This window comes from Micromonospora marincola (assembly GCF_056150385.1).
Window position 1 is genome coordinate 20,263 of the sequence record NZ_JAXCFT010000019.1, and the last position, 25,441, is coordinate 45,703.

The 25,441-nt window shown below is 73.6% G+C and carries 16 protein-coding genes and 1 pseudogene; 10 read left to right on the forward strand and 7 right to left on the reverse strand.

Going from position 1 to position 25,441, the window contains the following annotated elements; genetic code table 11:
- Positions 1–177 precede the first annotated feature (177 nt).
- Positions 178–3,033, forward strand: a complete 2,856-nt coding sequence (locus tag SM450_RS26640) for a helix-turn-helix transcriptional regulator (RefSeq protein ID WP_474622524.1) — start codon at positions 178–180, stop codon at positions 3,031–3,033.
- Positions 3,034–3,163: 130 nt separating this feature from the next.
- On the opposite strand, the gene SM450_RS26645 is transcribed toward SM450_RS26640, so the two are convergent.
- From SM450_RS26645 to SM450_RS26655, 3 genes are read right to left on the reverse strand one after another with little or no spacing between them, the layout of a single operon-like run.
- Positions 3,164–3,931, reverse strand: coding sequence for an AfsR/SARP family transcriptional regulator (locus SM450_RS26645; RefSeq protein WP_281583471.1), 768 nt, complete (start codon positions 3,929–3,931; stop codon positions 3,164–3,166).
- Positions 3,932–4,720, reverse strand: a complete 789-nt coding sequence (locus SM450_RS26650) for a thioesterase II family protein (protein WP_474622525.1) — start codon at positions 4,718–4,720, stop codon at positions 3,932–3,934.
- Positions 4,717–5,562: a hypothetical protein gene (locus SM450_RS26655; RefSeq protein ID WP_474622526.1), complete on the reverse strand. Its 846-nt coding sequence runs from the start codon at positions 5,560–5,562 to the stop codon at positions 4,717–4,719. Before SM450_RS26655 ends, SM450_RS26650 begins: the two co-directional genes overlap by 4 nt.
- A gap of 219 nt (positions 5,563–5,781) precedes the next feature.
- Between SM450_RS26655 and SM450_RS26660 the strand changes: the two genes are divergently transcribed.
- The 4 genes and pseudogenes from SM450_RS26660 to SM450_RS26675 all read left to right on the forward strand — a co-directional run bounded on the left by SM450_RS26660 (position 5,782) and on the right by SM450_RS26675 (position 14,806).
- A complete protein-coding gene (locus SM450_RS26660) occupies positions 5,782–8,883 on the forward strand; it encodes a non-ribosomal peptide synthetase (protein WP_474622527.1) in 3,102 nt (1,033 codons plus the stop codon).
- 37 nt (positions 8,884–8,920) lie between these two features.
- A pseudogene (locus SM450_RS26665) lies at positions 8,921–13,036 on the forward strand (type I polyketide synthase); the annotation flags it as partial.
- The gene (locus tag SM450_RS26670) at positions 13,033–13,767 is read left to right on the forward strand and encodes a 2-oxo acid dehydrogenase subunit E2 (RefSeq protein ID WP_474622528.1); all 735 of its coding nucleotides are present in this window, start codon (positions 13,033–13,035) and stop codon (positions 13,765–13,767) included. The pseudogene SM450_RS26665 and the gene SM450_RS26670, both read left to right, overlap by 4 nt.
- On the forward strand, positions 13,760–14,806 hold the full coding sequence (locus tag SM450_RS26675) for an alpha/beta fold hydrolase (RefSeq protein WP_474622529.1): 1,047 nt from the start codon (positions 13,760–13,762) through the stop codon (positions 14,804–14,806). The genes SM450_RS26670 and SM450_RS26675 overlap by 8 nt, the downstream gene beginning before the upstream one ends.
- A 74-nt stretch (positions 14,807–14,880) precedes the next feature.
- On the opposite strand, the gene SM450_RS26680 is transcribed toward SM450_RS26675, so the two are convergent.
- From SM450_RS26680 to SM450_RS26690, 3 genes are all read right to left on the reverse strand, one after another.
- Positions 14,881–16,296: an FAD-dependent monooxygenase gene (locus SM450_RS26680; RefSeq protein ID WP_474622530.1), complete on the reverse strand. Its 1,416-nt coding sequence runs from the start codon at positions 16,294–16,296 to the stop codon at positions 14,881–14,883.
- A 132-nt stretch (positions 16,297–16,428) separates the two neighbouring features.
- The gene (locus SM450_RS26685) at positions 16,429–19,254 is read right to left on the reverse strand and encodes an AAA family ATPase (protein ID WP_474622531.1); all 2,826 of its coding nucleotides are present in this window, start codon (positions 19,252–19,254) and stop codon (positions 16,429–16,431) included.
- A 114-nt stretch (positions 19,255–19,368) separates the two neighbouring features.
- Entirely contained in the window at positions 19,369–20,880 is a 1,512-nt protein-coding gene (locus SM450_RS26690) for an MDR family MFS transporter (RefSeq protein WP_474622532.1), read from the reverse strand.
- Between the two features lie 245 nt (positions 20,881–21,125).
- Here SM450_RS26690 and SM450_RS26695 point away from each other — a divergent pair, with 245 nt between their 5' ends.
- The 3 genes from SM450_RS26695 to SM450_RS26705 all read left to right on the forward strand — a co-directional run bounded on the left by SM450_RS26695 (position 21,126) and on the right by SM450_RS26705 (position 23,557).
- Complete coding sequence (locus tag SM450_RS26695) at positions 21,126–21,782, forward strand: TetR/AcrR family transcriptional regulator (protein ID WP_474622533.1); 657 nt, start codon at positions 21,126–21,128, stop codon at positions 21,780–21,782.
- A gap of 69 nt (positions 21,783–21,851) precedes the next feature.
- A complete protein-coding gene (locus SM450_RS26700) occupies positions 21,852–22,784 on the forward strand; it encodes an ATP-binding cassette domain-containing protein (protein WP_474622580.1) in 933 nt (310 codons plus the stop codon).
- On the forward strand, positions 22,781–23,557 hold the full coding sequence (locus SM450_RS26705; RefSeq protein WP_474622534.1) for an ABC transporter permease: 777 nt from the start codon (positions 22,781–22,783) through the stop codon (positions 23,555–23,557). Before SM450_RS26700 ends, SM450_RS26705 begins: the two co-directional genes overlap by 4 nt.
- A gap of 37 nt (positions 23,558–23,594) precedes the next feature.
- Here SM450_RS26705 and SM450_RS26710 read toward each other — a convergent pair whose 3' ends face one another.
- Positions 23,595–23,894 (reverse strand): hypothetical protein, encoded by a 300-nt coding sequence (locus SM450_RS26710; RefSeq protein WP_474622535.1) that lies wholly within the window; start codon positions 23,892–23,894, stop codon positions 23,595–23,597.
- Between the two features lie 251 nt (positions 23,895–24,145).
- Between SM450_RS26710 and SM450_RS26715 the strand changes: the two genes are divergently transcribed.
- On the forward strand, positions 24,146–24,676 hold the full coding sequence (locus SM450_RS26715; RefSeq protein ID WP_474622536.1) for an allene oxide cyclase barrel-like domain-containing protein: 531 nt from the start codon (positions 24,146–24,148) through the stop codon (positions 24,674–24,676).
- Between the two features lie 215 nt (positions 24,677–24,891).
- Positions 24,892–25,422 (forward strand): allene oxide cyclase barrel-like domain-containing protein, encoded by a 531-nt coding sequence (locus SM450_RS26720; protein WP_474622537.1) that lies wholly within the window; start codon positions 24,892–24,894, stop codon positions 25,420–25,422.
- Positions 25,423–25,441 lie beyond the last annotated feature (19 nt).

Consider the following 25,441-nt stretch of genomic DNA (forward strand, 5'->3'; position numbering starts at 1 on the left):
CATGTTCCCCGCATCGGCCGCCTGAGCCTCCGGTCCACTCCGACCGTGTGGATCGTGGGCCGTCCCGGCGTCCACACCGGAGGTTGCCACGCACGAACGAACGATGGCCCGGACGTGATCGACCATGCCTGCGCAGAGAAGACGGCCTGCGCCCTCGGGGGGAGGGAAGCCCGCTCGATGCCACTTGTGGAGCGACAGGAACAGTTGAGTACGGTGTCCGGCGCGTGGCGTGACACGCGCGCCGGACGAGGTCAGGTGGTGCTCGTCACGGGTGGGGCCGGCAGCGGCAAGACGGCCCTGCTGGAGGCGTTCGCGGAAGAGGTCCACTCCGCCGGCGGACGCACGCTGAGCACGGGCGGCTCGTTCACCGAGCGCGACACCCCGTTCGGTTCGATCGCACAACTCTTCGAGCACGCCGCCGTCCCGACCGCGGTCGCGGACCGCATTCGCCGGATGATCCTCGCGGTCAGCTCGCGACTGCCCGGCGGCGGGACCGACCCGCTCGACCCACACGCGGCGAACGGTCCGGCACTGACCGCGCTGTTCGGCGCGATCTTCGCCGGGCTGGTCGCCCTGGCCGGCGTCGCGCCGCTCTGCATCGTGATCGACGGCCTGCACGAGGTCGACGCGATGTCGCTGTTCTGCCTCACGCACCTGGCACGACGCATTCGTCGCACCCCGATCATGCTGGTGCTTGCCGAGTCACCCCGGGCAGTGCCCGCGCACCCCGAGTTCCGCGCCGAGCTGCTCAGCTCACCCCACCTCTCGCGGATCGCGCTGCATCCGTTGTCGGAGAAGGGACTGGCCGAGCTGGTCGCCGAGCACACCGATCCGGCGACCGCGCACGAGATCGCCGGCGAGGCGTACCGGACCACCGGCGGCAGTCCCCTGCTCGCCCGCGCGTTCGTCGACGACTGGCTGGCCGATCACACCCCGACGCCCGGGCTCGCCGGCCACGCCTTCGACCAGGCGGTGCTCTCCTGCCTCTACCGTCAGGAGCCGCAGATCCGCGCCGTGGCCCACGCCGCCGCAGTCCTCGGCCGGCCGGCGCCACTGGAGACCATCGGGCAGATGCTCGACGTCGTCCCCGAGGCGGTCACCCGGGCCATCCGGATCCTGGAGAGCGCCGGCCTGGCCGACGGCGACCGCCTGCGCCATCGGCGGATCAGCGAGCGGATCCTCGCGGCCGTTCCGGACGAGGAACGGCGGGACCTGCACCGCCGGGCGGCCACCGCCCTGTTCGCGCACAGCGCCTCCCCCGACGCGGTGGCCGGGCAACTCGTCTCGGCCGGATGGGCCGGCGCGACCTGGGCGGTCTCCGCCCTGCACGAGGCGGCCGAGCACGAGCTGTCGCGAGGGCGGGCCGACCGGGCGAACGGCTACCTCCAGTTGGCCCAGCACGGGCCGCTCGACTCACGGCAGCGCGCCGCCGCGCGGATGATGCTGCTGCGCGCCCGTTGGCAGCTCAATCCGCGCTCGGCGACGCCGCAACTCGACGAGATCGTGCTGCGCCTGCGCCGCGGCGCGCCGGCCTCGGAGGCCGCGAGCGCCGTACCTTACCTGCTGTGGCAGGGCCGCGCCGAGGACGCCGCGGAGGCGCTGCGGCTGCGACGGCCGGACACCGCGCCACCGGCCCGCATCCGCACCGCGGAGATGCTCCTCGCGCTGACCCGTCCCGACCCGAACGGTCCGGCCCGGCCGGACGAACCCGGGCTGGCCGAGTCGGCGGCGGTACACCCCTGCCTCGACGCGATCGGGGCGCTCGGCGCGGCGCTCGATCCCGGGCGGGCGGCGGACGCCGCACAGGCCGCCGATCTGCTGCTGCGCCGCTACGGCCCGACATCGGTCGACCCGGCCGTGCTCGCCCCGGCGGTGGCCGCGCTCACCTACGCGGGCTGCCCGGGAAAGAGCCTTGCGTGGCTCGACGAGCTGGCCACCGACGACGCGTTCGCGCACCGGCCGACCTGGACGGCGGTCTTCCACGCGCTGCGGGCCGAGGCGCTGCTGCGGTTGGGTTCGCTGACCGGCGCCGCGCACCACGCGAGCGCGGCGCTCACCGTCGTGTCGCCGCACGGGTGGGGCGTCGCCGTCGGCATGCCCCTGGCCACGCTCGTCAACGCCGCCACGACCGCGGGCCGGCTCGACGACGCGGAGAAGCACCTGGCCCAGCCGGTGCCGGAGGCGATGTTCCGCACCCCGTTCGGCCTGCCGTACCTGCAGGCGGCGGCCCGCCACCACCTGGCGACCGGGCGGGCCCGCACCGCCGCCAACGAGCTGCGGCTGTGCGGCAGCCTGATGACCCGGTGGGGCATGGACACCGACGGCCTGGTGCCGTGGCGGCTCGAACTGGCCCGCGTCGAACTTCACCTGGGCGCTCGGACGGCCGCGGCCGAACTGGTCCGCGCCCAGTTGGACCGGCTCGACGATCGCCGGCAGGACGAGGCGGCCCGGCACCACGCGCGTACCCGTGGTGTCGCGATGCGGCTGCTGGCCGCCACGCTGCCGGCCCACCAGCGTGGTCCGCTGCTGTCCGAGGCCGCCGACCTGCTGGAGAGCGCGGGCGACCGGTTGGAGCTGGCGTGCGCGCTCGCCGACCAGGGGCACGCGTTGCGGGCCGCCGGCGACGGCACCCGCGGCCGGCTGCGCATCCGGCGGGCGGCGCAACTGGCCGAGGAGTGCGGCGCGGAACCCATCGGTCTGCAGTTGCTGCGCGGCGGCTCCGGCCGGACCGAGGCCGCGCCGGTCGAGAAGACGGTGGAGCCGGCCGCGCCGGCCGAGCCCACGGTGCTGGTGCCGCGGGAAACCCCGGCGGGGCGCTGCCTCGACGAACTCACCGACGCCGAACGGCGGGTGGCGATGCTCGCCGCGCACGGCTACACCAACAAGCAGATCTCCGGGCGGCTGTACATCACGGTCAGCACCGTCGAGCAGCACCTCACCCGCATCTATCGCAAGCTGAAGGTCAAGCGCCGCTCATCGCTTGCCGCCGAACTGCTGGGCCGGGACGAGAGCGGCCTCGACGACGCGTCGTAGGGGGCGGCGGCCCGGTCGCTTTATCGCGGCTTTAGCGGGCCGGCGCACGATGGGCCGGCACGATGGGCCGGCACGATGGCGAGGCGCACGACCAGTCGGGCCGGACGGGCCGGTGAACCGGGGCGGGCGCCTACACCCGCGCCGAGAGCACCCGCTCGTCGCCGACCAGGATCGCGTGCTGGAGTTCCTGGAGCGCACGGCAGGGCTCCAGGCCGAGTTCCCGGTTGAGCGTCGCGCGCGCCTGCTGGTACGCCTGGAGCGCGTCGGCGGTGCGGTCCGACCGGTACAGCGCCAGCATGAGCTGACGGTGGAACGCCTCGTGCAGCGGACTGTCCGCGACCAACTGCCGCAGCCGGCCGATGAGCCGGCGGTGCTGGCCCAGTTCGAGCTGCGCGTCGACCAGGATCTCCAGGCACTCCATCCGCACCTCGGCCAGCCAGGCGGCGAAGCTCCCGACGATGACGCCGTCGCTCGGCTCGCCGAGCAGGGGGCCACGCCAGAGCGCGAGCGCGCGCTGGAGCACCTCGGCCCCCTCCTCGTACCGGTGGGCGGCGTGGTAGCCCCGGCCGGCCTCGACCAGGGCGAGGAAGTCCTGGAAGTCGAACTCGTCGTCGCCCTGCCGCAGCAGGTAGCCAGGTGACCGGGTGACGATGGTCTCGGTGCCGGGCCGCTGCCGGGCCAGGAACTTGCGCAGCTCCGACACGTAGACGTGCAGGCCCGCGGTCGCCCGGTGCGGCGCCCGCTCCCCCCACACCTCGCCGATGAGCTGGTTGGTGCTGACCACGTGGTCCGCGCGGACCAGCAGCACGGCGAGCAGCAGTTCGATCTTCCGGGCGGTGAGCATCTGCGGACCGTCCGGGCCGATCACCCGCAACGATCCGAGTAGTTCGTATCGCATCTACGCCTCCCCGCGCGGCGCCACCCCGGCCGCGGTGCCCAGCACCCGGCCGACGTGGGCGGCGACCCGCGCCGTGTGCTTGTCGAGGTAGAAGTGCCCGCCCGGGAAGACGTGCAGGTCGAACGGCCCGGTGCAGTGGTCGCGCCACGACTGGGCCTCGTCCGGCGTCGTGTAGGGATCGCGGTCGCCCATGAACGCGGTGACCGGGCACCGCAGGGGCGGCCCGGGCCGGTACGGATGGGTCTCGATGGCCCGGTAGTCGCTGCGGATCGCCGGCAGGAACGACGCGAGCAGCTCCTCGTCGGCGAGCCAGCCGACCTCCCCGTCGGCGAGGGACCGCAGCTCGGCCACGATGCCCGCGTCGTCACGCCGGTGCACGTCGGTGTGCCGCAGGCGGGACGGGGCGCGACGGCTGGAGGCGAAGAACCAGACCGGCACCCGGCCGGCCGCGGCCAGTCGCTGTGCCGTCTCGTACGCGATGACCGCTCCCATGCTGTGCCCGAACATCGCGAACGGGCGGGCCGGCTGGGCGAGCAGTTCGGCGCACATCCGGTCGGCGAACTCGTCGACGCTGTCGATGCGGGGCTCGTTGCGGCGGTCCTGCCGGCCGGGGTACTGCACGGCCGAGACCTGCACCCGGGGCGCCACCATCTGCGAGAGCTGGAAGTAGGCGCTCGCCGAGCCGCCCGCGTGCGGGAAGCAGAAGAGTTCGACCTCGCTGTCCTGGCACGGATGGAACCGCCGCAGCCAGGGCGTGCCGGTGCGCGTCGCCGCGGACGCCGGGCTCACCGGGTGCTCCCGTCGCCGGCGAGCAGGCCGGACACCGTGGCCGCCACCTCGTCGTTGGCGAGGAGCTTCGCGTGCTCGTCGTCGACCGTGATCTCCCGGCCCACGAGCGGCCCGGGGCCGCCGATGCCTGACGTACGCACGGCGTGCAGCCCGCTGAGCTCGGTGACCGACTGGAAGGCGGTCGCCGTCCGCCAGCGGGGCAGCGGGTCCAGCTCGGCGGCGGCGGTGAGGTAGCGCAGGAACGAACAGAACGTCCCCATCAGCTCGTCGCGCAGCGGTTTGCTGAGCCCGGCCTGCGCGAACGCCACGTCACCCATCTCCAGGGTGAGCCGGCACAGCGTCTCGCACATCTCCGACATGCTGCACTCGCGGTCGTGCAGGTCCTGCGCGGCGTCCTGGGCGCGCTGGATGTCCTCCATCGGCAGCACCCCGGCGAGGTACCCGACGACCTTGTGGAACTGCCACACGAGCGTCTGCGGCACCGCGATCTCGGGGTCGAAGAGCAGTAGCTGCGGTTCGCTGCCCTGCCAGGCGGCGACGCGCTCGGACAGGGCCGCCGCGTAGACGGCGCCGCCGCAGAATCCCATCACCGCCGCCACCGGCCGGGGCCGGCGTTGGAACGCCGTCCACCAGTGCTCGATGTACGCCGGCCCGGACGCGGTCCGTTCGGTGTCGGGGCCGGGCGGGGTGGTCTCCCAGAACGCGCAGTCGACAGTCAGGCGTTCCGCCAGATCGGCGAACCTGGCCTCCGGCCGCCCGGTGGCATCGAAGTCGACGGCCAGGATGACCCGCTCGGCGTGGTCGGGCTCGGCAAGCACCCGCCATCCATCAGCTCGCGCCATATTCCGCTCCAGTCAGGGCGTTCGGGTGTGCTATGCCGACCGAGCCTAGGTCAGCGCGGGGTGCCTCTCCGGCCTCGCGCACCCCTATCGATCCCCTACTCGACCACCCCCGGTCTGCGGGTCAAGGGGTACCCGGTGTGCCGGGAGCGTCCCTACAGTTCGGACCGACAGCGGCACCGGCCGGGGTGGGAGGCAAGGGTGGATATCGCAGCGACAGCGGTGACGGGACGGACCCAGGCCAGCCGGAAGGAAGCCGCCCTGTGGCTGTTGGAGCGCCTGGTTCCGGACAGCGCGCCGAACAACCTGACCCTGGCGTTCCAGGTCGAGGGCAGGCTGGACGAGGCCCGGCTGACCGCCGCGCTGCGGGCGATCCTCGCCCGCTACGAGACGCTGCGCACGGTGTACCACTCGGTCGGCTCGACGCTGGAGAAGGAGGTCGTCGCCCCCGGCGACTTCGACGTGCCGCTGGAGCGGCTGCCGGACGGTGACCCGCAGGTCTTCGTCGTCCGCCCGTTCACCTTCGACGGCCGGCCGCTGGTGCGGGCCGGGACGCGCAGGGACGCCGACGGCGACATCGTCTGCCTGGCCTTCCACCATCTCGTCTACGACATCATCTCCGGCTCTATCATCCTCGCCGACCTGATCCGCGCCTACGACGCGCTCGGCACGCCGGAGCCGTTGCCGGCCGAGCTGCGCGCCGAGGTGCCGTCGTTCACCGAGCTGGAACCGCCGGCCGAGAGCGTCGAGTTCTGGCGCACCGAGCTGGCCGGATACGACCCGGCGGCGCTCGGCCTGGCGTGCGGCGCGCCCGACGCGGACCAGCCGAGCCTGCGCGGCGACCAGGTCACCCACCGGCTCAGCGCGTCGACCAGGGAGATCGTCCGGCGGCTGCCGAAGGAGGTGCGCGCGCCCGAGGCGGTCATCCTGCTCACCGCCTTCCAGTTGCTGCTGGCCGCGCACGGGTCCGGGCCGGACCTCGCCGTCGGCACGCCGGTGAACGTGCGCGGCAAGGTGGCCGCCGGCGCGGTCGGCCACCACACGAACGTGCTGCCGATCCGCGCCCGGATCGACAGGCGGGAGAGCTTCCGCACGCTTGTTCGCCGCGTCCGGGACACCTACTTCGGCGCGCTGATGAACGCCGTCGTCCCGGAGGAGGACATCGCCCGGCTGGTGCCGCGTACCGCCGACAACAGGCGCCCGCGGCTCACCCGGCACCTGTTCAACTACTTCCCGCTCCAGCAGGCCCGGTTCCGCATCGGTGGGCTGGACGCCCGCCCGCTCGTCATCGACAACGGCTTCAGCAAGTACGACCTGGAGTTCTTCGTCGCCTCGGCGGACGACGGCATCGACCTGGTCGCCCGCTTCGCCACCGACGTGCTGGACCGGGACGACGTGGTGGCGCTGCTGCACCGCTACGAGGCCCTGCTGACCATGTTCGGCGACACCGTCGACACCCCGACCGGTGAGCTGGCCGTCTGGTCCGCCACCGACCACGCGGTCATCGAGGCGGCGAACGAATCCGCCCACGACATCCCGTTCGACACGGTCGTCGCCGCCGTTCGCCACCACGCGCTCGCCACCCCCACCGCCGTCGCGATCCGCGACGAGACCGGTTCGGTCACCTACCGCCAGCTGTGGTTCGCCGCGGCCGGCGCGGCCCGGCGGCTGCACGAGGCAGGCGTCCGCCCCGGCGACGTCGTCGCCATCGCCGCCGCCCGGGACGCCACCCTGATCGCCAACGCGCTCGGCGTCTGGTTGTGCGGGGCCGGCTATCTGCCCGTCGACCCGGAGCACCCGGACCACCGGGTGCAGCACGTGCTGCGGGACTCCGGCGCGAGCGTCGTGCTCGCCGACCACCCGGTCGAGGCGGCGCCGGACCGCCCGGTCACCGTCCTGGCGCTGCACGACGTCCACACGACGGACGCGCCGCCGGACGGTCCGCTGCCCGCGGTCCCGCACGAACCCGGTCCGGACGAGCGCGCCTACCTGATCTACACCTCCGGCTCCACCGGGCGCCCCAAGGGCGTCTCGATCCGGCACCGCAGCATCGCGAACGCGGCTGCCCACTATGTGGACATCCTGGACGCGACCCGGTCCGACGTCACGCTGTGGCTCACCACGTTCGCCTTCGACATGGCCAACCTGGAGATGTACGTGCCGCTCTACAGCGGCGGGCAGATCGCCGTCGCCCCCGACGAGGCCCGCAGCAACGGCGTGGCGCTGCGCGCGGCGATCGAACGCCACCAGCCGCACATCCTCCAGGCCACCCCGACCACCTGGCGGATCGTGCTCGACCAGGTCGCCGACCAGCTCAGCGGACGGCGCGTGGTGACCGGGGCGGAGATCGTGCAGGTGGACATCGCCCGCCGGCTGCTGGACACCGGCTGCGAGCTGCACCACGCGTACGGGCCGACCGAGACCACCACGTGGGCGACCTGGGCGAGGGTCGACCGGATCGAGGGTGACCGGCTCGACGTCGGCGGCCCGATCTGGAACACCTATCTGGGTGTCGCCGCCGCCGACGGCCGCCAACTGCCCGTCGGCGTCCGCGGTGAGGTCTGGATCGCCGGCGACGGCGTCGCCCTCGGCTACCACGAGCGGGACGACCTCAACGCCGAGCGGTTCGGCACGCACCCGGTGCACGGCCGCTTCTACCGCACCGGCGACCTCGGGCGCTGGCGGTCCGACGGCACGATCGAGCTGTTCGGCCGGTCCGACCGCCAGATCAAGCTGCGGGGCAACCGCATCGAGCTCGGCGAGGTCGAGGCGGCCCTGCTCAGCCACCCGGAGGTGCGGGCGGTCGCGGTGGTCGCGGTGGGCGACCGCAGCGCCGACGCCCGCCTGGTCGCGTTCGTGGAGACCACCGGGGACGCGGACATCTCGGCGACGCTGTGGGAGCACGCCCGGGCCGAGCTGCCGCACGCCTCGATTCCGCAGGAGTTCCACCGCGTCGACGCGCTGCCGGTCAACGCCAACGAGAAGGTGGACTATCCCCGGCTGGAGCAGTTGGCCGGGCACGCCCACCGGGAACGCGCCGCCGCGCCGTCGCACCCCGACCTCGGCGACCCGGCCCCGGACGGCGCCGACCCGCTTGTGACCCGGCTCATCGGGCACTGGCGCGCCATCCTCGGCCACGACGAGGTCGACGCCGACGCCAACTTCTTCACAAGCGGCGGCCACTCCCTCGCCGGGGCCCAGTTGCTCCAGCAGATCCAGGACGACATCGGTGTGCCGCTCAAGCTGGCCGACCTCTTCGACGCACCCACCCCGGCCGGGCTGGCCGCGCGGGTCCGCGAACTCGACGCCGAACCGGCCGTGTGACGGCACCGATCCACAGAGAAGGGCCGTGGACGCTGCGATGACCAACGAGGAGAAGCTGGTCGACTACCTCAAGTGGGTGACCGCCGACCTGCATCGAACCCGGGAACTGCTGCGCCGGACGGAGGCCGCGGCCCGCGAGCCGATCGCGGTCGTCGGGATGGCCTGCCGCTACCCCGGTGGCGTACGGACCCCGGACGACCTGTGGCGACTTGTCGCCGGCGGGTCCGACGCGATCGCCGGCTTCCCGGAGGAACGCGGCTGGTCGACCGCCGACCTCTACGACCCGGACCCGGAGCACACCGGCAAGACGTACGCCCGGGAGGGCGGTTTCCTCTACGACGCGCACCACTTCGACCCGGCGTTCTTCGGCATCGGCCCGCGCGAGGCGCGGGCGATGGACCCGCAGCACCGGCTCCTGATGGAGACGGCCTGGGAGACCTTCGAGCACGCCGGCATCGTGCCGGCGGATCTGCGCCGCCGGCCGGTGGGCGTCTACACCGGCGTGATGTACGACGACTACGGCGTGCGGGTCATGCACGACGTTCCGCCCGACCTGGAGGGCCTGCTCGGCACCGGCAGCGCCAGCAGCCTCGCCTCCGGCCGGCTCGCCTACACGTTCGGGCTGGAGGGACCGGCCGTCACCGTCGACACCGCCTGCTCGTCGTCGCTCGTCGCCGTCCACCTCGCCGGGCAGGCGCTGCGTAACGGCGAATGCGAGCTGGCCCTCGCCGGCGGCGTCACCGTGATGCACACGCCTGGTGTGTTCATCGAGTTCAGCCGGCAGCGCGGCGTCGCCCCGGACGGGCGGTGCAAGTCGTTCGCCGACGGCGCCGACGGCACCGGCTGGTCCGAAGGCTGCGGCCTGGTGCTCCTCGAACGCCTCAGCGACGCCCAGGCAAACGGCCACCGGGTGCTCGCCGTGATCCGCGGTTCGGCCACCAACCAGGACGGCGCGAGCAACGGCATCACCGCGCCGAACGGCCCGTCGCAGGAACGCCTGATCCGCCAGGCCCTGGCCAACGCCCTGCTCACCGTCGACGACATCGACGTGGTGGAGGCACACGGCACCGGCACCGTGCTCGGTGACCCGATCGAGGCCCAGGCCCTGCTGGCCACCTACGGGCAACGCCAGGACCGGGACCGGCCGCTGTGGCTGGGCTCGATCAAGTCGAACATCGGGCACACCCAGGCCGCCGCCGGGGTGGCCGGGATCATCAAGATGATCCAGGCCATGCGGTACGGAGAGCTTCCGCGCTCGTTGCACGTGAACGCGCCCAGCCCGCACGTGGACTGGAGCAGCGGCGCGGTCCGCCTGCTCACCGAGTCGAAGCCGTGGCCGGACACCGGCCGGGCCCGCCGGGCCGCGGTGTCGTCGTTCGGCATCAGCGGGACCAACGCCCATGTGATCATCGAGCAGGCACCGCCCGCCGAGCCGTCGGCCGGCGACGAGCCCGCCGGGCCGTACGTGTGGCTGCTGTCCGGCCGCACCGACGCGGCCCTCGAAGCGCAGGCCGACCGGCTGCGCGCCGGTCTGCCCGCCGCCGGCCCGGCGGCGGTCGCGCACGCGCTGGCCACGACCCGGACCCACTTCCCGCACCGGGCCGCGGTGATCGCCGACGACCGGGAGCGCTTCGCCCGTGGGTTGGCCGCGCTCGCCGCCGGCACCGAGTCACGCGACGTGGTACGCGGCGTGACCGGAACCGGCGGCAGGCTTGTCTTCCTCTTCACCGGGCAGGGCGCCCAGCGGGTCGGTGCCGGACGGGTCCTCTACGACACGTATCCCGTCTTCCGGGCCGCCCTGGACGAGGCGGCGGACCACCTGGACCCGCACCTCGACCGCCCGCTGCGGACCGTGATGTTCGCCGACGCCGCCCGGCTCGACGAGACGCTCTACACGCAGACCGCGCTGTTCGCGTTGGAGACGGCGTTGTTCCGGCTTCTCGAATCGTGGGGCGTCCGGCCGGACGCGGTGGCCGGTCACTCGGTAGGTGAGATCGCCGCCGCGCACGCCGCCGGGGTGATGACCCTCGCCGACGCGGCCCGCCTCACCGCCGCCCGGGCCCGGTTGATGCAGGCCGCGCCGCCGGGGGGCGTCATGACGGCGGTCGAGGCGACCGAGGACGAGGTGCTCGCCGAACTCACCGACGGCGTCTCGATCGCGGCGGTCAACGCCCCGATGCGTACCGTCGTCTCCGGCGACGCCGACCGGGTCGCCGCGCTTGCGGAGAGGTTCGCCCGTCGCGGGCGGCGCACCAAGCGCCTCACGGTCAGCCACGCGTTCCACTCGCACCACATGGATCCGGTCCTGGACGAGTTCCACGCGGCCATCGCCGACCTCACGTTCGCCGAGCCGGCGATCCCGGTCGTCACCGGGCTCACCGGCGACGTCGCCACCGCCGAGCAGCTACGGGATCCCGGCCACTGGGTCCGGCAGATCCGCGAACCGGTCCGGTTCGGCGCGGCGTTGTCCACCCTGGACCAGCTCGGCGCCACCGCGTACCTCGAACTCGGCCCCGGCCCGGTGCTGCTCGGCTTCGTCCGTGAGGCGCTCGGCCGGAGCGCCGCCGCCGGGCCGCTGCTGCACGCCGAACGGGCGGAACCGCACACCGCGCTCGCCGCCGCCGCGCTGGCGCACACCGACGGCCACGCCGTGGACTGGGCGACGGTCCTCGGCCCGAAGCCGGCCGCCGCGGTGGAGCTTCCGTTCTACGCGTTCCAGCGCCGGCCCTTCTGGCTCGACGCCGCCGGCCCGTCGGGTGCCGGGTCGGCGCACGACGACTTCTGGCCCGCCGTCGAACGCGCGGACACCGCCCGCCTCGAAGCGTTGCTCTCCCTCACCGAGGACGAACGCACCGGCCTGCGGGCGCTGCTCCCGGCGCTCGGCGACATGCGCCGGCGGATCGCCGGGCGGCACACCCACGTCTGGAGCCCGGCGCCGGCGCCGCCTGTCGGCGGCGGGTTGGCAGGTGGCTGGATCGTCCGCGACGAGGTGCTTGCCGACGTCCTGCGCGACGCGGGCGCCGAGGTGACAGTCGCCCCGGCCGTACCCGCCGAGCCGTTCGACATCTCGGGGCCCGGCGGTCGGTGGGTGCTGGCCCGTGGTTCGCGTGCCGAGGCCGCCACCGCCTGGTGGGTGGCCCGGGAGCACGGGTACCGCCTCCTCGACCTGCCGGCCGAACTCGACGACGTGGTGCGGCGGCAGCTTGTCGCGGTCCTCGCCGGCGCCGTCGACGAACCGACTGTGGCGTTGCGGCACACCGGGCTGTCGGTCCGGCGGCTCGTGGCCGCCGCCTCCCCCGCGCGGGCCGGTTGGACGCCTGCCGGCACCGTGCTGCTGACCGGGGCGGACACCGCACTCGGCGGACACGCGGCCCGGTGGCTCGCCGCCAACGGCGCGCCGAAGCTGGTCCTGGTGAACGCCGGGCACGCCGACGACCGCGCCGAACTGACCGCGCTCGGGGCCAAGGTGAGCGTCGTGGCCTGCGACCTCGCCGACCGGTCGGCGGTGGCCGACCTGCTGGCCGATGAGCCGGTCGACGCCGTGGTGCACCTCGCGGAGCCCGGCGGCGCCGCGGCGGTCGGGCACCTCGACGAGTTGACCCGCGGGCTCGGGCTGTCGGCGTTCGTCCTGTTCGCCCCGCCGGACGACGCCGGCACCACCCGATACTGCGAACTCACCGCCCTCGACCGGGTGGCCGGCGGCGAACGGGGGCTCGCGGTGCAGCCGGGGCCCCGCCCGCTCCCGGACCGGGCCGTCGCCGGCAGCCTGAGCTGGGCCGCTTCGGCGCCCGCCACGGTCGTGCTCACCGACGCCGTCCCGCCCGGCAACGCCGCGCCCACCGACCGGGCGGACGAGGTTCCGCTCGCGGACCGGCTCGCGGCCACCGACCCGGAGGAACGGCTCGGACTGCTGATCGACTACATCCGCGGGCAGGTCGCCGGCGCGCTCGGGCTCGACGAGGTGGAGGCCATCGGCCCGGACGACAACCTGCTCGACATGGGGCTGTCGTCGATCACGGCGATGGAGCTCACCGCCCGGATCCACGAGGCCGGGGTGGCGTTGAGCCCGTCGCTCATCTACGACAGCCCGACCCCGGCCGAGCTGGCCGCGCACCTGCTCGACGAGCTGGTGGTCCCGGCGGCGCACCAATGACCGGCCTGCCCCGGCCACGCCGGCACACCCTCTACTTCCTCGACCAGATCCGCGAGATCGCACCGGTGTTCCTGGACACCGAGATCGACATGAGCGCGGTGCTGGCCCACCGGCGCACGGCGAAACACTCCATCGTCACGTACGTGTTGTGGTCCGCGGCCCGGGTGCTCGCCGCGCACCCCGACGCCAACGTCGCGCTCCGCGGTCGGCGGATGGCCCGCTACCAGACGGTCGGCGGCAAGTTCACCTTCGACAAGACGATGTCGGGCCACCGGGTCGTGCTCTCGGCCGTGCTGCCGGATCTCGAACGGACCAGCCTCGCCGGCATCCAGCGGCAGGTCGAACGGTTCCGCGACGGCGACCCCGACACCATGCCGGAGTTCGCGGCCATCCGCCGGCTGCACCGGGTCCCGATGCCGCTCGGCGCCCTGCTCTACCGGCTGGCCGTCCGGCCGCTGCGGCAACGCCCCGGGCGCATGGGCACGTTCGCGGTGACCTCGCTCGGGCACCGCCCGGTCGACGGCTTCCACTCGGTCGGCGGCGCCACCCTGACCATCGGCCTGGGCCGCAGCGTCGACCGCCCGGTGGTACGCCACGGCGAGATCGTCGTCGCCCCGGTCATGCGGCTCTCCCTGACCTTCGACCACCGGGCCATCGACGGCGCCGAGGCGGCCGACATCCTGGCCGATCTCAAGCAGGCCCTTGAGGAGTTTCCGGCCGACCATGAATGACCTGGACGAGCTCAAGCGGTACATCGTCGCCCATGCGCGCGGTCAGGGCATCGACCGGCTCACCGAGAAGCTGGCCGCCATCGAGGACGACGGCGACGGCCCGGGCTCGTGGGTGGCGCAGTGGTCGGAGGCGGCGGCGGCCCTCGAACGGCGCGGCCAGTGGCTGCCGGCGAGCCGACACCACATCATGGCCCGTTTCCCGTACCCCGACCGGCCCGCCCGGGCCCGCGCGGCGGAGCGGGCGACTGACACCTTCGAACGGTGGCGGGACGGGCGGGACCTGCACCCGCTCGACTTCACGCACCAGGGCCACCCGGTGCGGTGCTGGCAGTCCGGCCTGTCCTCGACCCGGCCACGCCCACTCGTCGTGATCATGGGCGGCCACCTGACCGTGAAGGAGCAGTGGGCGCCACGCCTGGGCGTCTTCCGCCGGCTCGGCCTGGCCGCCGTGGTCGCCGACATCCCGGGCATCGGCGGCAACACCGTGCCCTACGACGCCGACGCCCACCTCTTCCTGTCCAGCCTCCTGGACGCGGTCGGCGACCGGGCGGACGTACGACAGACGTACGCGATCACGCTCAGCTTCAGCGGCCATCTCGCGCTGCGCTGCGCCGTGCGGGACGAGCGGCTGCGGGGCATCGTCACCGCGGGCGCGCCGATCCGGGCGTTCTTCACCGACCCGGCGTGGCAGGCCCGGCTGCCCCGGGTCACCACCGACACCCTGAGCCACCTCACCGGAACCACCCTCGACCGGTTGGGCGACTGGGCGATCAGCGCGGATCAACTGGCCGCGCTCCGCATCCCGGTCGCCGCCGTCGCCAGCACCCGTGACGAGATAATCCCCCGCGACGACCTGCTGATGCTGCGGGACAACGTCCGCGATTTCCGGGTGCTCACCCACGACGACGTGCACGGCGCGCCGAAGCACACGCTTGAGAGCATGGCGTGGACGGCGCTGTCCATCCAGCGCATGCGCGGACGCCCCACGCTGCCCCTGCGCATCCTGGTCCGCGCGGCCCGGCTGCGCGCCGCCCGCTGAGGGCCGTCCCGTACCGCGAGTAAGCGGGGCTCCGGCCGTGACGGCCGGAGCCCCGCTTCTGGCGATGTGGTGGGTCAGGAGCTGGCGGGCGCGCCGAACCAGGTGGCGAGCGCGGCGGCGAGCCCGTCCGGGTCGGCCCCGTCGGTGGCCCAGGCGATCCGGCCGTCCGGGCGGGCCAGCAGCGCCACCGCCGGGATCTCGGCGGACGGCTCGGCGGTGACCAGGTCGACCCGGTCGGCCCAGCCGTCGACGTCGAGCCGGACGGACGGGTCGAACCGCAGGGCCAGGCCGCGCCCGGCCGGCAGCGGCACGCCTGGCACCCGGAGACCGACGAGCGGGTGGTCGCAGCCGGTGGCGGGGTGGCGCACGTTGAGGCCGCCGGCGGTCCGCACCAGGTATTCGTTCACCACGTCGAACTCGATCAGCTCGTTCATCACCGCCCGTAGCGGCGCGACCCGGTCGGCCGGGTAGAGCAGCGCCAGCTGCGCGGCCGTGGTCAGGCAGGTCCGCGCCCCGGCCGGGTGCCGCTCGTCGTGGTAGCTGTCGAGCAGTCCGTCCGGCGCCCAGCCGGCCAGCTCCGCGGCCAGCTTCCAGCCCAGGTTGACGGCGTCCTCCAGGTTGGTGCTCAGCGCCTGGCCACCGAGCGGGAAGTGGACGTGGGCGGCCTCGCCGGCGACGAGGACACGCCCGACGCGGTACCTGTCGGCCTGCCGGGTCTCGCAGTTCCACCGGCCCAGCCAGCGCGGCGTGCCGACGTCGATGTCCTGCCCGATCAGCCGGCGCACGGCGGCGCGCAGCTCACCGGCGTCCGGCGGCACGGACGGGTCCGCAGGGCGGCGACCGAACTCACCCGTCGCCACCCGCAGCAGGCCCACGCCGCTTGGCGCCACGGAGAACAGCCCGCTGTTGAACTCGTTGGCCCCCAACTGCTGGTACAACGGATGGCCGTTTGGCACCTCGACGTCGCCGGCGATGCCGTCGAACGCCACCTCGGAGCCCTCGAACGTGATCCCGGCGGCGCCCCGGACGACGCTGTCGGCGCCGTCGCACCCGACCAGGTAGGCGGCGGTGACCGCACCGGCGGAGGTGTCCACGGCCACGCCGTCGGCGTCCTGCCGCACGCCGCGTACCGTCACCCCGCGCCGGATCTCCACGCCGAGCTTCTCAGCGTGCGCGAGCAGGTGTTCCTCAAGCTTCGCCTGGGGCAGCAGGTAGGTGTACGTCTGCCGACCGGGCAGCCGGCCGGGATCCAGCCAGAGCTGGGCGAAGTGCGCGCGCGGCCAGGGCAGGCCGTCGGCGCCGATCCGCTCCATCAGGCCGCGCTCGGCGAGCAGGTCCACCACGCCGGCGTTGATGGCCATGCCCATCGCGGCCAGCCGGGGCTCCGGGTCGCGCTCCAGCACCACCACCGGCACGCCGGCCTGCGCGAGTTCGGCGGCGAGCAGCAGGCCGGTCGGACCGGCGCCGGCGATGACGACGGCAGCGTCCATGGTTTTCTCCTCCGGAGGGTCGGGATCGGGTCGGGTCGTGGCGCGCCGACGGAGCCGCCGGAACGCGCGACCGCGCCGGCTCGGAGGCGGCACGACACCTGCCGTACCGGTGTCGATCGTCCGGGGTGGCGCTTAAGCCGCGCTAACCTGGCCACGCTTGGCGCGCTGACGCCCCCGGGTCGCCTCGCGGCCGAGCCGGAGGAGCAGGTCGCCGCGGCTGTTCACCCGGAGCTTGCGGTAGACGCGAGTCAGGTGCTGCTCCACGGTGCTGACCGTGACGAAGAGCCGCGCGGCGATCGCCCGGTTGGTGTGCCCGTCGGCGGCAAGCGTGGCCACCCGGCGCTCGGCTTCGGTGAGCCCTTCAAGCATGGCGGCGGCGTCCGGCCCGGGCTTGGCCTCGTCGGCCGCGGACGGCTGCTCGTCGGCCGCCGGACCGCAGCGCGGCCGGGGCGTGGCGTCACGCCGGTTCGGCGCGCCCGCGGATGCCTGCCACAGCGGACGCGCCGCGTCCGGGCCACCCGCGCCGTGCGGGCCGGCGGCAGGCCCGGCGGTCGACACGTCGGCGCCGGACCGCAGCAGGGCGACCGCCTGCCGCAGCAGCGGCAGGCGGTCGGCCGGTTCGCTCGCCGTGGCGAGCGCCCACAACGCGGCGCCGCGCTCCCGGGCGTTGTGCTCCGGCAACCTGTCCAACTGCTCCAGGGCGAGTTCGCGGCACCGCTCCGGCCGGCCGAGGGCGAGCTGCGCGCGGGCCAACTCGGTACGCCACGGCACGAGCTCGGGCTGGTCGATGTCCCAGGCGGTCGTCAACCGGCCGCACGCCTGCAGGTCGACGAGGGCCGCGCGGACGCACCCGGTACGGAGGTGGTGACGGCCCCGGGCATGCAGGTACTTCAGGCCGAACGGGGTGTCGAACATGGCCGCGGGCACCGCCACGGCCAGGTGTGCCGTGGCCTCGTCGTCACGCTCGCCCGCGGTGGCCGCCAGGACCAGGTTGGACAGCGGGCCACCCACGGCGATGCCCCAGCCGGCGGCGGGAAGCAGATCGAGACCCCGGCCGGCGTGCTCGACCGTGGCGGCCAGGTCACCGCGGCGCAGCGCGCCCTCGGCGGCCATGGCCGACAGGAGAGCCTGTGCCGTCGGCGGACGCCGCCCGGCGCCCGGATGCAGCAGTGGATAGTCTGTCGCGCCCGGGTCACCGGACCGGTCGGTCAGGACGCTCGCGAGCATCACGACCGAGATCGGTCCCAGCGCCTCGTGGTCCAGCCGGGTGTTCCGGACGACCTGCTCGGTGGCGGCCACCACCTCGGCGTGCGTGCTACGGGCGGCAAGCGCGGTGAGCGCGGCAGCGGCGGGCAGCGGACCGCCGGACGCCGGCAGGAGTCCGCGTGCGGCGAGCTCCCGCCGCGGCCGGTCGAGTCGCTGCGCGTGGCCGGGGAACAGATAGGTCAGCAGCAGCATCGGCGCGCCCAGGCTCACCGCGGTCTCGTCGTCGAGCGGCCCGGCCGAGGTCAGCGCGCCGACCACCGCGACGGCGTCATCGATCAGGCCGTGCCAGAGGAGGTACGGGAGCAGGGCGGCGGCCTGGCGCCGGACCAGTTGCCCGTGGCGGACCGCGGCGAGCAGCTCCGGCAGGCGTCGGGCCGCGTCGGCCGGGTTGAACTGCCACTCGGCCCGGGTCAGCGCGAGCGTCGCCTCGGCCCGCCGCCGCGCGTCGGGCTCCGACGCGCCGGCCGAGTCGAGGAAGGAGACCGCCTCCTTCACCCGCCCCTCGGCCAGCGCCTGGCTCGCGGCGTCACGCAGGGTCGGCGCGACCCAGGCGCCCTCGACACCGTCCGCGCCGAGCAGGTGCCGCGCCACGACGATTGGTGACTCGCCTGTCGCGTGCCCGAGGACGGCGAGCCGGCGGTGCAGCTCGACCCGCTCCTGGGCGGGCACGCCGGCCAGGACGGCCATGCGCACCCGGGGGTCGCGGAAGGTGGCGCCGGCCAGCAGGCCGGCCCGGCGCAGCGCCAGCAGCCCCCAGTTGACCATCTCCTCGCTGAGGTCCAGCAGTCGGGCCAGCACCGGCGCCTGGGCCGTGCCACCGGTGACGGCGAGGGCGTGGGCGATCGGCAGGGCTGGCGGTTGGCTGCGGAACAGGCAGGCCCGGACGGCCTCGATGAACGCCTCGCCGATGACGGGTCGGGTGACCGGGGACGGCCCTTCGGCGCGCCGGGTCATGTCCTCGACCAGGGCCGCGGCCAGGCGCGGGTTTCCGCCGGTGAAGGCGTGCAGGTGGCCGGCCAGGCCGGGCTCGACCGTCGCCGGCAACCGCTGCGCCAGGCGAGCCACGCCGACCCGGGTCAGCGGGGGCAGCGCGATCGGCATCGAGCCGTGCAGCAGTTCCACGTACTGCGCCGGGTGGACGGGCGACAGTTGCGGAAGCTCGGTCAGCACCACGAGCAGGCGCGTGGCCCGGACCCGTCGGCTCAGGTAGGACAGGAACTGCATGGAGTGCGCGTCGGCGTGGTGGACGTCGTCGACGCACAGCACGATCGGACGTTGCTCGGCGCGGCGCAGGAACGCCATGCACAGGCCGTGCAACATTCTCGCCGGGACCTGCGGGCACGACGCGCCAGGCGCCGGGGGCTCCCATTCCCCCGACATCGCCGCGTCGAGCAGACCGCCGACGCTCGGTTCCGGCGCGTCACTCCGGCGCAGGCCGGCGGCATCGGCGAGCTGTCCGACGACACCGAGCGGCAACGACTGCTCGACGCGGGCCGCGATCGCGGTCGCCACGTCGGCGCCCGCCTCGCCGGCCATCTGGCGCATCCGGTCCAACAGGACGCTCTTGCCGTTGCCGGACGCGCCGCCGAGCACGACCGTCCGTCCGCTGCCCGCGATGGCGCCGGACAACAGCCCGCGCAGCGTACGCAACTGATCCTCACGCTCGATCAAATCCCCGGCCGGCCGATGCATTGATGCCTCCCGTAGCGCCGACCCGGTCCCGAGTCAACATGCAAGATTATCAATATGTGCTCGACGTGCCGCGCTCCCGGCGCCCAGCCGGTTGGCTGGGCGCCGGAGACGCTCTCAGGCCATCGTCGCGGGCCGCGAGGCCGGCTCCTCCTCGTCGGTACGCAGGATGCGTGGCAGCAGCAGCGCCGGAACGATGGCGGCCACGGTGAAGGCCACCGTCCACCAGAACGTGTAGCCGTACGCGCCGGCGACCCGGTCGAGCGTCGGGTGACCACCGGCGCCGGTGTAGGCGTCGGTGACCCGCCGCTGGAGGATCACGGCGACGATGGCCACGCCGAAGGAGCCGCCGAGCTGCTGGAAGATGCGCAGGGCGCTGCTCGCCCGGGTGAAGGCGTGGTGTGCCAGCCCGCTGTAGGCGGCGGCCATGCAGGGCACCAGGATCGCGCCCAGCCCGGCGCCACGTACGACCAGGGCGGCGCCCAGCACCAACTGGTTGACCTCCCCCTTGGCCAGGGCGAACGGGATCGTGCCCACGGCGGCGAGCACCAGCCCCGCCACCGCGATCCACCGCGGGCCGATCTTGTCGGTGAGCGGCCCGGCGAGCAGGAGCGCGACGGCGAGACCGAGACCCTGCGGCGCCAGCAGCAGACCGGCCCGGACCGCGCTGTCGCCGTGCACCTGCTGGTAGAGCAGCGACAGCAGGAAGATCGCCCCGAACATGGCCATGCCGAAGACCAGGAGCACGCCCGACGAGGCGGCGAAGTTGCGCGAACGGAGCAGCCGCAGGTCGATGATCGGCTCCCCCGCGGTCCACAGGGAGTGCCAGGCGAAGGCGGCGAGCAGCACGACGCCGGCGATCAGCGGGACGAGGACCGCCCGCGCGGTGAAGCTGCCGTGCTGGCCGGCCTCGGACAGGCCGTAGACGAGCGCCGCGCAGCCCGGCGAGAGCAGCAGCAGCCCGAGCTTGTCCAGCCCCTTGCGCTCGGCCGAGGCGGTGCTGCCCGCCGGCATCAGCCGCCAGGACAGCGCCAGCGCGGCCAGGCAGATCGGCACGTTCACATAGAAGATCCAGCGCCAGGAGAGGTGGTCGACGAGCACGCCTCCGAGGACCGGGCCGAGGACCGGGCCGAGCATGGCCGGCACACCGATCGCGCTCATCATGCGGCCGAGCCGCTGCGGCCCGGCGGCGGCGGCGAGAATCGCCTGCGCCAACGGGAGGATCATCCCGCCGCCGAGGCCCTGGATCACCCGGAAGACGATGAGGCTCTCGGCCGACCACGCGACGCCGCAGAGCACGGAGCCGACGAGGAACGAGGAGAGCGAGAACGCCCAGGTGGCCCGCGCGCCGAACCGGTCGACCGCCCAGCCGGTGAGCGGGATGACGATGGCCATCGCCAGCAGGTAGCCGGTGCTCACCCACTGGATCGTGCTGACCGTGGCGTCGAAGCGCTGGCTCAGCCTGTCGATCGCGACGTTCACCATGGTGGAGTCAAGCTGCACCATGATCGCGCCGAGCATGATCACACCGGCGAGCTTGAGCAGCTCAGGAGTGATCCGGCTGCCGTCGCCGGAATCGGTGGCCGCGCCGTCGGGCGCGGAAATGTCGGATCGTGCCGGAACAGTCATCTGCGACTCCGATTGATAGCGGACCGGCACGGGAACCGGTACGGCGCATCGCCATGCGATACACCGTATCAGAAGTCGATAGACTGTATGCTGACGTCATGTCACCGAAGCCGTCCGATTCTGGGGTTGACCAACAGCCCGCTGATCCGCCCACCGCTCGCCGCGCCGAGGCCGCGCCGGTAAGCGGCTCGGTCTGGACGCGCCCACCGCGACCCGCGCGGCGGCGGCTGTCCCTGGAGACGATCGTGCGCACCGCCATCGACCTGGCCGACGCGCACGGGCTCGACGCCATCACGATCCGCCGGGTCGCCGCCGAGCTCAACGCCCGACCGATGAGCCTCTATTCGTTCATGGACCGCAAGGACGACCTGATCGAGCTGATGGTCGACGAGATCCTCGGCGAGATGGTCCTCGACCAACTCCCGGAGAACTGGCTGGAGGCGCTGCACGCCATCGCCGCGCAGACCCGCGCGGTCGGCCACCGGCACCCGTGGCTGATCGCCGCGATCATGCAGCGTCCGGCGCTGGGGCCCAACGCGGTGCGCCACGCCGACCAGTCGACGACGGCCATCGCGGGGCTCGGCCTCGATCGCGAGCGGGCACACACCCTCCTGATCGCCATCGACGCGTTCACCATGGGCTTCGGGGGCCTTGAGCTGGCCGGCCACTCCATGCGGCAACGCGACGGCCTCTCCGAGTCCGAGTGGGCCAACTCGACCGGCGCATACCTGAACGGCCTGTCCCGCGCCGGCCGCGCGCCATACCTGGCGCAGCTCGCCGAGGAGCCCGCGGACGGCGCCTTCACCGCCAGCCTGAACTGGTTGCTGTCCGGCTTCGCCGCCAGCCTCGGCGCGACGGTCGGCGAGGCGACCCCCCTACGTTCGACGCCCACGAACCCCTGACTTTTCTTAGGGGGCGGAACCGACATTCCGGGCTGGTTCCCGCGCGAGGAGGCACGGTTGAATGGCTCCGTGATCGAAGTGCTGCACCTGACGAAGCGCTACCGGCACGCGACCGCGATCTCGGACCTCACCTTCCGCGTCGGTCCCGGCCTGGTCACCGGCTTCCTCGGCCCCAACGGCGCCGGCAAGACCACCACCATGCGGCTGATCCTCGGGCTGGGCCGGCCCACCTCCGGCACCGCGACCGTCGACGGCCGCGCCTACGCCGAGCTGCCACGCCCGCTGACGACGCTCGGCGCCCTGCTCGACGCGCAGGCGGTCAACCCGCGTCGGGACGGCTTCCACCACCTGCTCGCGCTGGCCCAGAGCAACGGGATCGGCGTACGCCGGGTCCGCGAGACGGTCGACCTGGTCGGCCTGACCGAGGTGGCCCACCGACCGACAGGCGGCTGGTCGCTCGGCATGAAACAGCGCCTCGGCATCGCCGCCGCCCTGCTCGGCGACCCGGCCGGCGTGATGCTCGACGAGCCGCTCAACGGGCTCGACCCGGAGGGCATCGTGTGGCTTCGCGGGCTGCTGCGCCGGCTGGCCGACGAAGGCCGGGTGGTGCTGCTCTCCAGCCATCTCATGAGCGAGATGGCGCTGATCGCCGACCACCTCGTGGTGATCGGCAGGGGGCGGCTGATCGCCGACACCCCGACCACCGCGCTCCTGCGTGACCGCGTACCCGCTTCGATGCTCGTCCGGGCCGAGGGCGCGGACACCTTCGCCGAGCTGCTGCGCGGCGAAGGCGCCTCGGTCGACGTCGAGCCGGACGGCGCGCTCCGGGTCCACGGCCTGGACGGCCTGGGGGTCGGCCGCCTGGCCGCCCGGCACCAGGTGGTGGTGACCGAGCTGACCCCGGTCCAGCCCTCCCTGGAGAACGCGTTCATCGACCTCACCCAGGACAGCGTGGAGTACGCCGCCCCGCCGTCCGCCATGATCGAGGATGGAGTGCGATGAGCCTGACCGGAGTCCTCGCCGGTGAGTGGACGAAGGTGCGCAGCCTGCGCTCGATGGCCTACGGCGCGCTGCTGGCGCTGGGCATGGGCGCCGGCTTCGGGATGCTCACCAGCTACGCGGCCGGCCGCGACTACGCCCGCTCGTCGGCGGAGACCCGGGCGTCCTTCGACCCGGCCGCGTCCAGCCTGCGCGTCTACCTGTCGATCCAGTTGGTCCTCGGCATCCTGGGCGTGCTGACGATCACCAGTGAGTACGCGAGCGGCACGATCCGGGCCAGCCTCGGGGCCGTTCCGCGCCGGAGCCGCCTGCTCGCCGCGAAGGTGGCCGTCTTCACCGCCGGCGCGCTGGTCCTGGGCCAGATCGTCGCCCTGGTGTCGTTCCTGGTGGGGCAACCGGTGATCGCCGCGCAGGGCGCCCCGTCGACGACGCTCGGCGCGCCCGGGGTGCTGCTCGCGGTGATCGGGGCGGGGCTGGTGATGGCCGCCGTCGGGGTGCTCGGCGTCGCGCTCGGCGTGCTGACCCGCAGCACAGCGGCCGGGCTGATCACGGTCGCGGTCCTGACGGTGCTGGTGCCCTCGTTCGTCCCGGCGCTGCCCGAGCCGCTGTCGTCCGTGCTCGGCCGCTACTGGCCGACCACTGCTGCCGCCCAGTTGACCAAGGTGGTGCCGGACGCCGGCGCGCTCGACGGCTGGGCCGGTCTGGGCCTGCTGGCGGCGTTGGTGTCCGCCGCGCTCGCCGCCGCCTTCGTCGTCTTCGGTCGGCGCGACGTCTGACCGCCGCCCACCCGCGTGGCAGGCGGCGCGTCAGGCGTCAGACCCGCGTGCCCTCAAGGTTGAAACCGCCGATGAGGCCGGCGGTGACCTTCCCGGTCATGGTGTCGCCCTCCACCGTCACGTTGAACGTCAGCGTGACCTTGACCAGCGCCATCTCCATCTTCCAGGTGGCCGTGTCGCCGTCGGCGTGGCCGTCGAAGATCTCGGACTGCTGGCTCATCGTCTTGTTGGTCAGGGTGCCGGTGACGTCATCGCCGTCGACGTGCAGGACGACCTCGCCCTCCTGCTTGCCCATCGGGCTGTCGATGATCAGCTGCCAGGTTCCCGCGACGCTCATCAGACCTCCATCATTCGGGTAAGGACACGCTCACCGTAGGGACGCCCGGGCGCCGGCCAGCACCCCTAGTCCGCCCCTAAGTCGCCAGTCCCCTATGCCGCGTCGGCGCTCCGGCACCCGGGCCCGGCCGGGTTAGCGGCGCTTAAGCGCCGCCACACACGATCGGCATCGGTACGGCGGGTGTCGTACCGCCTCCGAGCCGGCTCCGTCTCACGCAGGGCCGGCCAACCCTGCGAAGGAGACTGACGCTCATGCGCAAGCCATCGCCGAAGCGGCTCACCGCACTGCTGTCCGCGATCGTTCTCGGCGGCGCCACCACCGCCGTCCTGGGCGGCTCCGTGGCGTCCGCGGTCCCGGCCCGGCACGGCAAGCGATGCTCGGTGACCTCCGGCCTCACCGACCGTTCCCAGTTGACCAAGCACGACGGCCGCGCGCCGGGCACCACCGACGGCGACAGCGTCGTCTACCACGACGACGTCTACAACAAGGCCGGTGACGTCGTCTTCACCGGCGAGGGCACCGTGCTCGTCTACACCAACCCCCGGAGCGGCGCGCTCTGGGAGTTTCTCGCCATCACCATCCAGATGCCGAGCGGCGGCACGTACTTCGGCACCACGACGTTCGCGATCGCGGACGCGGTCGCCGGGAAGCCGCAGACCATCCCGGTGATCGGCACCGCCGGCGACACGGTCGGCAACACCGGCGCCGTGAAGTGGAGCCTGGTCGGCTACGACGGCCCGAACCTGTCCATCTTCGACGTGACGGCGACGTTCTGCCGCTGACCGCCACGACCGCGGCGCGGGGCACGTCCTCCCTGGCGGGGCACCCTGAGGTGCCCCGCCAGGGGCGGTGCGGGCTCCGGCCGTCGCGCGTCCGAGCCGCCTTGGCCACGCTTTAGGCGGCTGCAAGGCCGGGGCAAGCGTCGTCCCCGAGGCTGGCCGCACCGGTGGGCAGCATGCCCGGGAGGCCGGCCACCATGCGAAGGAGACTGACGCTCATGCGCAAGCCACGGCCGAAGCGGCTCACCGCACTGCTGTCCGCGATCGCTCTCGGCGGCGCCACCACCGCCGTCCTGGGCGGCTCCGTGGCGTCCGCGGTCCCGTCCGGACATGCCAACAGGTGTTCGGTGACCGCCGACCTCACCGACCAGTCGCACCTGACCAAGCACGACGGCCGCGCGCCGGGCACCACCGACGGCGACAGCGTCGTCTACCACGACGACGTCTACAACGCGGCGGGCGAGCTGGTCGTCACCGGCGAGGGCACCGCGTTGGTCTACACCAACCCCGTCGACGGCACGCTCTGGGAGTGGCTCGCGGTGACCGTGCAGCTGCCAAGCGGCGGCACGTTCTTCGGCACCGTGCCGATCTCGATCGCGGACGCGGTCGCCGGGAAGGCGCAGACCATTCCGCTGATCGGCACCGCCGGCGACACGGTCGGCAAGACCGGGTCCTGGAAGTTCAGCCTGCGCGGCTACACCAACGTGAACCTGTCCGTCTTCGACGTGACGCTGACCATCTGCGGGTGACCCGCGCACGCACCGGACC

Coding starts and splice junctions, on each gene's coding strand:
- SM450_RS26655 (WP_474622526.1), bottom strand. CDS start 5,562: ATGGCGCGAGCTGATGGATGGCGGGTGCTTGCCGAGCCCGACCACGCC.
- SM450_RS26640 (WP_474622524.1), top strand. CDS start 178: ATGCCACTTGTGGAGCGACAGGAACAGTTGAGTACGGTGTCCGGCGCG.
- SM450_RS26710 (WP_474622535.1), bottom strand. CDS start 23,894: ATGAGCGTCGCGGGAACCTGGCAGCTGATCATCGACAGCCCGATGGGC.
- SM450_RS26720 (WP_474622537.1), top strand. CDS start 24,892: ATGCGCAAGCCACGGCCGAAGCGGCTCACCGCACTGCTGTCCGCGATC.
- SM450_RS26690 (WP_474622532.1), bottom strand. CDS start 20,880: ATGACTGTTCCGGCACGATCCGACATTTCCGCGCCCGACGGCGCGGCC.
- SM450_RS26670 (WP_474622528.1), top strand. CDS start 13,033: ATGACCGGCCTGCCCCGGCCACGCCGGCACACCCTCTACTTCCTCGAC.
- SM450_RS26705 (WP_474622534.1), top strand. CDS start 22,781: ATGAGCCTGACCGGAGTCCTCGCCGGTGAGTGGACGAAGGTGCGCAGC.
- SM450_RS26685 (WP_474622531.1), bottom strand. CDS start 19,254: ATGCATCGGCCGGCCGGGGATTTGATCGAGCGTGAGGATCAGTTGCGT.
- SM450_RS26645 (WP_281583471.1), bottom strand. CDS start 3,931: ATGCGATACGAACTACTCGGATCGTTGCGGGTGATCGGCCCGGACGGT.
- SM450_RS26680 (WP_474622530.1), bottom strand. CDS start 16,296: ATGGACGCTGCCGTCGTCATCGCCGGCGCCGGTCCGACCGGCCTGCTG.
- SM450_RS26675 (WP_474622529.1), top strand. CDS start 13,760: ATGAATGACCTGGACGAGCTCAAGCGGTACATCGTCGCCCATGCGCGC.
- SM450_RS26715 (WP_474622536.1), top strand. CDS start 24,146: ATGCGCAAGCCATCGCCGAAGCGGCTCACCGCACTGCTGTCCGCGATC.